This is a genomic window from Thalassobacterium sedimentorum, assembly GCF_031127905.1.
GTDB lineage: Bacteria > Verrucomicrobiota > Verrucomicrobiia > Opitutales > Coraliomargaritaceae > Thalassobacterium > Thalassobacterium sedimentorum.
Genome location: NZ_JARXIC010000090.1, coordinates 1 through 1649, shown reverse-complemented (window position 1 = coordinate 1649; position 1649 = coordinate 1). Strand labels below are relative to the sequence as shown.

3 protein-coding genes are annotated in these 1649 nt (G+C 51.7%); all 3 read left to right on the top strand.

The window, feature by feature from the left end; genetic code table 11:
* Positions 1 to 34: 34 nt before the first annotated feature.
* Positions 35 to 409, top strand: a complete 375-nt coding sequence (gene tnpA / locus QEH59_RS18490) for an IS66 family insertion sequence element accessory protein TnpA (protein ID WP_308986866.1) — start codon at positions 35 to 37, stop codon at positions 407 to 409.
* Between the two features lie 3 nt (positions 410 to 412).
* Entirely contained in the window at positions 413 to 757 is a 345-nt protein-coding gene (tnpB, locus tag QEH59_RS18485) for an IS66 family insertion sequence element accessory protein TnpB (protein ID WP_308986865.1), read from the top strand.
* Positions 758 to 819: 62 nt separating this feature from the next.
* The coding region (locus tag QEH59_RS18480; RefSeq protein ID WP_308986864.1) for an IS66 family transposase at positions 820 to 1649 on the top strand (830 nt) is incomplete at its 3' end.

Genomic DNA, 1649 nt, shown 5'->3' with positions numbered 1-1649 from the left:
TATACGGTAAATTTTTCCGTGGTAAGTTTGGCGTATGGAATCAATCGAAACAGAGTTGTGTGTGGATCGTTCAAAATCTGATCGCCAAGGTCGCCGGATACGTAGTGCCGAAGAATGGGCACAGATACTTGAGCGGTATGACTCAAGTGGTCTGACGCAGGAAGCATTTTGTCGCTGTGAAGGCATTCGCTACGGGACTCTGGTCGCGTGGTTGGGGCGTCGCCGTAAGCACGGAGGAGATCTGCGCGGCTTAAAGCCGTCGCCGCGTAAGTTTCATGAGTTGGCATTAAGTGGGGACGGTTCAGGTCCATCCGAGCATCGTCTGGAAGTTCGCCTTCCAGACGGGACGAGTGTGTGCGGTTCAAGTGCTGCAGATTTAGCGCAACTAATTCGGCTGCTGAGGGATTGAGGTATGTTTAGTTTCCCACACCAAACGAAGGTCTACTTAGCGGTCGAGCCTGTGGATATGCGTAAGAGTTTTAATGGGCTATGGACTGAAGCGAGCGATGTCCTCAAAGAGGATCCGTTCAGAGGGTCGTTGTTTGTCTTTGCGAACAAACGACGCGACCGCATAAAGATCCTCTACTGGGATGGTAGTGGTGTCTGGGTATTTGCCAAGCGTTTGGAGAAAGGATGCTTCAGTTGGCCCAGGGGCAGTGACGCATGCAAGCTCTCGCTGACGCCTCAAGCTCTTGGAATGCTATTGGAAGGTATCGATCTGAAGGATGGCTGTAAAAAGACGTGGTATGAGCGATAAAAAACTTGATCCTCATCGTATCTGTTTCTTCGATACGCGGCGTTATGTCAGCGGCGCAACTCATGGAAAGACTCAGCACTCTAGAGAAGAGGCAGGCCGAACTAGAGTCGAAGAATGAGCAGTTAAATGAGCAGAACGCCGAGTTGCGCGCTCAATTGGAGTGGTTTAAGCGCAACTTGGTCGGGACGGGGAAAAGTGAAACCTTCGACGCCTTGCAGACTCGCCTGGGGCTCGATGACAAGCCCGCAGAGCAACAATCAGAATCAAAAAAGGAAACGATCACTTACGAGCGCCGCCGCAAGGGCAGTAAACGTCCTACACCCGCGGAGCATTTTGCCGACTTACCAGTTCTAGAGACTGTTGAGATTTTACCCGAGGAGGTTAAAGCAAACCCCGAGCTCTACGAGCGCATCGGGATCGCTGAAGAGACTTTCGAAGTGCGGATCACTCCGCCCAAGCTATGGAAGTGCGCAATAGTGCGCCCAAAGTTTCGTCATAAGTTCGAACGCATGCTCCCTCCCGTGTTGGCACCTGCACCCAAGCGAGTGATCGACGGAGGCTACGCTTCCGCTGAATTGCTCGCTTACATTGCGCTGAATAAATATCTCTATCACCTGCCGCTGTATCGCCAGGAAAAGATGTCCACACACTGGGGCGCTCAGATCTCACGTAAGACGATGGCGAGTTGGATCGAGTGCGTGGCCAACTGGTTTAATCCGATTTATGGACTGATGCATCAGAACCTCTTAGACAGTGGCTATGTGCAGGTCGATGAAACTCCAGTTCGTTTCATGGACCCGGATCAGAAAAAAGGTAAAACCACTCAGGGCTATCTCTGCGTAATGGGAAAACCAGGAAGCGATGTTGTCTTCGACTGGCAGCTTAGTCGTGC

Coding starts and splice junctions, on each gene's coding strand:
- tnpA (WP_308986866.1), top strand. CDS start 35: ATGGAATCAATCGAAACAGAGTTGTGTGTGGATCGTTCAAAATCTGAT.
- tnpB (WP_308986865.1), top strand. CDS start 413: ATGTTTAGTTTCCCACACCAAACGAAGGTCTACTTAGCGGTCGAGCCT.